The organism is Mesorhizobium sp. M2A.F.Ca.ET.037.01.1.1 (assembly GCF_003998075.1).
In the GTDB taxonomy this organism is placed as follows: Bacteria; Pseudomonadota; Alphaproteobacteria; order Rhizobiales; family Rhizobiaceae; genus Mesorhizobium.
Genome location: NZ_RZSA01000347.1, coordinates 1 through 6082, shown reverse-complemented (window position 1 = coordinate 6082; position 6082 = coordinate 1). Strand labels below are relative to the sequence as shown.

The 6082-nt window shown below is 63.2% G+C and carries 6 protein-coding genes; all 6 read left to right on the top strand.

Annotation, left to right across the window (positions count from 1 at the left end):
• Window positions 1-770, top strand: a 770-nt coding sequence (gene ligD / locus EOA27_RS18095; protein WP_145970394.1) for a non-homologous end-joining DNA ligase, incomplete at its 5' end; no start/stop codon positions are given.
• Between the two features lie 219 nt (window positions 771-989).
• Window positions 990-1277: a GIY-YIG nuclease family protein gene (locus EOA27_RS18090; protein ID WP_126083305.1), complete on the top strand. Its 288-nt coding sequence runs from the start codon at window positions 990-992 to the stop codon at window positions 1275-1277.
• 339 nt (window positions 1278-1616) lie between these two features.
• The gene (locus tag EOA27_RS18085; protein WP_126083304.1) at window positions 1617-2525 is read left to right on the top strand and encodes a Ku protein; all 909 of its coding nucleotides are present in this window, start codon (window positions 1617-1619) and stop codon (window positions 2523-2525) included.
• Between the two features lie 11 nt (window positions 2526-2536).
• Window positions 2537-3631: a tetratricopeptide repeat protein gene (locus tag EOA27_RS18080; RefSeq protein WP_126083303.1), complete on the top strand. Its 1095-nt coding sequence runs from the start codon at window positions 2537-2539 to the stop codon at window positions 3629-3631.
• 245 nt (window positions 3632-3876) lie between these two features.
• Window positions 3877-4530, top strand: a complete 654-nt coding sequence (locus EOA27_RS18075) for an alpha/beta fold hydrolase (RefSeq protein ID WP_126083302.1) — start codon at window positions 3877-3879, stop codon at window positions 4528-4530.
• A gap of 170 nt (window positions 4531-4700) precedes the next feature.
• A complete protein-coding gene (gene xth / locus EOA27_RS18070) occupies window positions 4701-5474 on the top strand; it encodes an exodeoxyribonuclease III (RefSeq protein ID WP_126083301.1) in 774 nt (257 codons plus the stop codon).
• The last annotated feature ends 608 nt before the right edge of the window (window positions 5475-6082 follow it).

The following is a 6082-nucleotide window of genomic DNA, read 5'->3' as shown; positions in this document are numbered from 1 at the left end:
ATTTCATGCTGCCGCATATCATCGGCCGGCCGGTGTCGCTGGTGCGGTGCCCGACCGGCAAGCCGCAGGACTGCTTCTTCCAGCGCCACGCCTTCACCGGCATGCCGCCTTCGGTGGCGGTGTTCGAGAGCGTCAATTCGGAAGGCGAGACGAAAACCTATCTTTCGGTCGAGGACGCCAAGGGCTATCTGGCGCTGGCGCAATTCGGCGTCGTCGAGTTCCATACCTGGGGCACGCACCGCACAAAACTCGACAGGCCGGACCAGATCGTCTTCGACCTCGACCCGGGCGAGGGGATTTCGTGGCGCGAGGTGGTCGAGGCGGCGGTCCACATCAAGGGCGGGCTGGAAAGCCTCGGCCTGGTGCCCTTCGTGAAGACCTCCGGCGGCAAGGGCATCCACATCACCGTGCCGGTGACCCGAAAGCAGAACTGGAAGAAACTGCACCAGGCGAGCAGCGCCATTTCCACCTTGCTCGCGGCAAGCGCGCCCGACACCTTCACCACCACCATGGGCAAGGAGAACCGCAAGAAGCGCATCTTCATCGACTTCCACCGCAACGCCCGCGGCCACACCTCCGCCGCTCCCTATTCGCTGCGCGCCCGCACCAACCTGCCGGCCTCGACGCCGGTGAGCTGGACAGACCTCGAGACCATCGACGCGCCGGAGGACCTGAACTACGCCTCGCTGCCGGGCCTGCTGGAGACCTCGGGCGATCCCTGGGCTGAGATCGATGAGGCGGCGCGGGATTTGCCGGTGGTGGAACGCTAGTTCCTCGCCCCCACGGAGTGGGGGAGAGGTGGCCGCGTAGCGGCCGGAGAGGGGGCCGCGCCGGCTTGAGAGGGCAGCGCAAGCGCTAGGATTTCGTCATCCTAGGGCGGAGCAAGGAGCGAAGCGACGCGCGCAGACCCTAGGATCCATGCCGTGACATTGGCCTTAGGCGCGTCCAGAAGAATAGCCACCAGAACCAGCGGCAATTAGAATCGCTCGATGACAGGTTACGTGTATATGACCGCGAGCCAGAAAGGCGGCACGATCTACATCGGTGTCACCAACGACCTCGCGCGTCGGATGCCCGAGCACAAGAACGGCCAAGGCTCGCGTTTCACCAGCCGCTACGGCGTGCAACGTCTAGTCTGGTACGAGGAATACTTCAATATCGCCGATGCCATACAGCGCGAGAAATCGCTCAAGCGCTGGCCACGAAAATGGAAGATCGAACTGATCGAGAAGACCAATCCAGAATGGTCCGAGCTCTTTCGCGGGGCGGGCTGGTAAGCGATCTGCACCGTCGCGGCGCTCGCATGTCACGGCATGGATCCTAGGGTCTGCGCGCGTCGCTTCGCTCCTTGCTTCGCCCTAGGATGACGAAGCTTCGGGGCTTCGGCTAATCTCCAGCGTCTCAATCCACTCCATCGACGCTTCCTACAATTTGAACTATCCTCCGCGCCAACCGGCCTCAGAAAACACTTCGCTAGGAATTCGGCAGTACCATCACGGGTCGGTGCGGGATTTCCGCAGCCTCAATCGTCCTACGGACGAAGCGCTGCAAGAGCATGATCGCGACAGGACCATGCTCCAACATAGTGTCAGTGCATGGCCGCGTAGGAGTTCATCATGGCGCCCAGGGCAAGTTGGAAAGGTTACCTCAAGCTCAGCCTCGTCAGCTGTCCGGTCCGGCTTTACCCGGCCACCAGCGCGAGCGAGCGCATCTCGTTCAATCAGCTGCATAAGAAGACGCACAACCGCATCAACATGAAGCCGGTAGATCCCGAGCTTGGCCTGGTCGAGCGGTCGGATCTGGTGCGGGGCTACGAATATGAGGACAAGCAGTACATCATCATCGACGACGCCGATCTCGACGCGGTCCGGATCGAATCCAATCACACGATGAACATCGAGGCCTTCGTCGATGAGGGCGAGGTCGATGTCATTTACCAGGACTCGCCCTATTATCTCGCGCCCGACGGCGCCATGGCGGAAGAAACCTTCGCGGTGCTGCGCGAAGCCATGCGCAAATCCGGCAAGCTGGCGATTGCGCGGCTGGTCCTCTCCAGCCGCGAGCGCGTGGTGACCATCGGCGCGCGCAAGAACGGCATGTTCGTCTGTACCTTGAGGAACCCCAACGAAGTGCGCGGCACGGCTGAATATTTCGGCAACATCCCGGCCGGCAAGCCGGATCCGGAAATGCTGGAGCTTGCCATGGCGCTGATCAAGCAGAAGCAAACCCACTTCGATCCGAAGAACTATGAGGATCGCTACGAGGTGGCGCTGATGGCGATGATCCGCGAGAAGCTGAAGGGCCACAAGCCGATCATTGCGGCGGCGCCCGAGCGCGGCAATGTCATCAACCTCATGGATGCGCTGAAGGCCAGCCTGTCGCAGCAGGCCAAGCCCCCGGCCAAGTCGAAGAGCAAGGCCGAGGAAGCGCCCGCAAAGCCCGCCAGTAAGACGGCTGCCGGCGGTGCACCTGAGAACCCGCTGAAGGCGAACCTGTTGAAGGCCGTCGGCAAGAGCAAGAAGTGACGGGAGGGCCGGTGATCGTTCCAGGCGCCGTCTTCGGCGTCGTCGGCGCGCTGGCCGCCTTTCCGCTGCGGCTCGCCGCGCGCGAGGTCGAGCGCCGCCATGCGGAGCTGAGGCGCGGCGTCACCCGCCGCACCACTCATGTCGTGTTCGGTCGCGCGCTTCTGGCCAAGGCGAAATCCGGCGACGCCGAGATCGAGCGCCGCGCCAAGGCCGAACGCGAAGCTGGCCGGCAACTCATCAGCGAGAACGGTTTCCTGCGCCTGCTCGGCCTGATGAAGGCGCCCGACGCCTCGTCGCTGTCCCGGCAATCGCTGATCGACCAGTCGCGGCTTGCGGGCGGCGATCTCGACATGCTCTCGCTGTTCGACGCTTTCGAGCATGACGGCGAGCCTTATTCCTTCCGCGACCTGATCCTGGCTCGCAAATATGCCGGGCTGATCGCCAGCGGCGCCACCTGGGGCGCGATCGCGCGATCGGTGCACCGTTCCGGCCCGGTCGCATCGCTCACGGCAAAATCGCTCAATCTCGGCTCGCAGCACGGCCGACGGGACGCGATTTATCTCGAGGATGGGACGAGCGAGCTCGACGGCCAGTTGCTGTTCGACCTCGGCTCGCCGGAAGACGACACGCTGGAAGAGCTCTTCACCGAGGCCGAGATGGCGGAAGAAGAAGAGCGCCATGACGATGCGGCCGCGCTCTACCAGCGCTGCCTGGCGATCGACCCGAAGGACGCCATCGCCGCCTTCAACCGCGCCAACTGCCTGCGCGGCGCCGGCCGGATCGCCGAAGCGGCGCATGACTATGCCCGGGCGATCAAGCTCGACCCCGGTTTCGTCGAAGCCTGGTTCAACCTCGCCGGGCTGATGAGCGACGGGGGCAAGGTGGCGTCGGCAAGGCGGCACCTGCAGAAGGCGATCGCCCTCGACAAGACCTATGCCGACCCGGTGTTCAACCTGGCGCGGCTGGAGTTCGACGCGGGCGATCTGACGGAGGCGCGGCGGCTGTGGGTGCGCTATCTGGAGCTGGACTCGGAGTCCGAATGGGCGCGGACTGCGCAGAAGGGAATCCAGTTCGTGGATTTGCACATGGCGCGCACGGCGGGGTAGCGCTTCTTCCTTCTCCCCCTGTGGGGTCCGAAGGACGGGGCGAGACCCGTGGCTCGCCCCCGGGCGGTGGATCGGCGCGCAGCGCCGAGACGGATGAGGGGTGTTGGAAGGAATGAGGCGCTGGTGACCTTGTCGCAAGTAAGGATATTGGCGGACGTATCCGCCAAGCTGGAGCACCCCTCATCCGTCCGAGCTTCGCTCGGCCACCTTCTCCCACAAGGGGAGAAGGCGAGGTTGGCGCATCCATGACCCACTTCCTCTTCGACGGCTTCGACACTGCTCCCGTCACCATCCTGCTCGCCCATGGCGCCGGCGCGTCGATGGACTCGCCTTCGATGACCGCCACCGCCAAGGCGCTCGCGGCGGCCGGCTTCCAGGTCGCGCGCTTCGAGTTCCACTATATGGCCGCGCGCCGCTATGGCCACCGCAAGCCGCCGCCGCGCGCCGAGACGGTCAACCCGGAATATGTGAAGGCGATCGCCGATCTGCGCGCCAAAGGCGTGACCGGCAAGCTGATCATCGGCGGCAAGTCGATGGGCGGCCGCGTCGCCTCGATGGTCGCCGACGAGATGTTTGAAAAAGGCGAAATCGTTGGTCTCGCCTGCCTCGGCTACCCGTTCCATCCGCCAGGCAAGCCGGAGCAGTTGCGGACAAAGCATCTCCTTGACCTGAAGACGCCGGCACTGATCTTCCAAGGCACGCGCGATGAGTTCGGCGCCAAGGAGGAGGTCGCGACCTACGGCCTTTCCTCGGCGATAGAGATGATTTGGCTGGAGGACGGCGACCACGATCTGAAGCCGCGCAAGGCGATCTCGGGTTTTTCGACTGCGGATCATTTGAAGACGGTGGCGGAGACAATGGTGGCTAAGTTCGCGCAGCCCTCGGCTTCGTCATCCTAGGGCGAAGCAAGGAGCGAAGCGACGCGCGCAGACCCTAGGATCCATGCCGTTACATACGAGCGCTGCGACGGGGCAAAATTCTTCTCCGCCGCGTTCCACGGCGAAGGTCACGGCATGGATCCTCGGGTCAAGCCCGAGGATGACGAGGCGCGAAGCGGCGGCATCCAAACATGAAACTCGCCACCTTCAACATCAACAACATCAACAGCCGGTTGGAAAACCTGCTCGCCTGGCTCGCGCGGGCAAAACCCGATGTCGTCTGCCTGCAGGAGCTGAAATCCCGCGACACGCAGTTCCCGCTGACCCGGCTTGCCAATGCCGGCTATGGCGCGGTGTGGAAGGGCGAGCCGACCTGGAACGGCGTCGCTATCCTAGCGCGCGGCGCCGAGCCCGTGCTGACGCGCGACGCGCTGCCCGGCGACGATGCCGACCGCCAGGCCCGCTACATCGAGGCCGCGGTCGACGGCGTCGTCATCGCCTGCCTCTACGCGCCGAACGGCAACCCGCGGCCGGGCCCGAAATTCGACTACAAGCTCGCCTGGCACCAGCGCTTCGCCGCGCATGCGACCGATCTCCTCGATACCGGCCTGCCGGTGGCGCTTGCCGGCGATTTCAACATCGTGCCCGAACCGCGCGACATCTATGAGACACGCTCTTATGACGACAACGCGCTGGTGCAGCCTGAAAGCCGCGCCGCCTTCGCGGCACTGATCGAGCAGGGCTGGACGGACGCGCTGCGCAAGGTTTTTCCCAGGGAAGAAAAACTCTACACCTTCTGGGATTACCGCCGGAACCGCTGGCCGCGCGATGCCGGATTACGGCTCGACCACATCCTGCTGTCGAAGAAGCTGGCGCGGAAACTGAAAGCGGCCGGTATCGATCGCGAGCAGCGGGGAAGGGAAAACCCCAGCGACCATGCGCCGGTCTGGGTGGAGTTGGGCTGAGAAACAGAAATCCCCGCCGTGGCGGGGATTCTTGAAAGATCAGGCTTTGGGGCTCTCGATCACTGTGGAGCCGGCGAACCGGCCACAATCGCCGAAAGCTTGCCCCTGCGGACGAACTCAGGCTTCACATATGTCTTCTTCATATCAGGATGTCCCCTATCGATAGATGCTCAAAATGGCGGTGATTTCAGCGTCAACCCGGCGTGGGCAAAGAACCCGCCACAATCGCCGAAAGCTTGCCCTTGCGGACGAAAACAGGCTTCTCGTAAGTCTTCTTCATGCGATTGCTCTCCTCGAAAATCACAGCGGATAATCTCATACGACGAGTTCCTGTCAAGTAAGCGGCCAGGACGGGCCGTTCTGTTTCTGGGGACAGCGTTCTACTGAAGCAACCGCCGCCCAATAGTGTGATGGTCGCGGCGGCTGGAGCCGGGTTCGGAATATATCGCCGGGAGGATCTATCGAGGCACATTTATCGCCTCTCTGTGATGTCCGGCACTTAAAGCGCGTCGCGATCTTTCAGATTCGCTCCATGCGCTTTAGGTTTTTGATTTTACGCATGTCTTTATCCCGAAACCGGTTCCCACTTTCGAGAGACATGCTTTAGC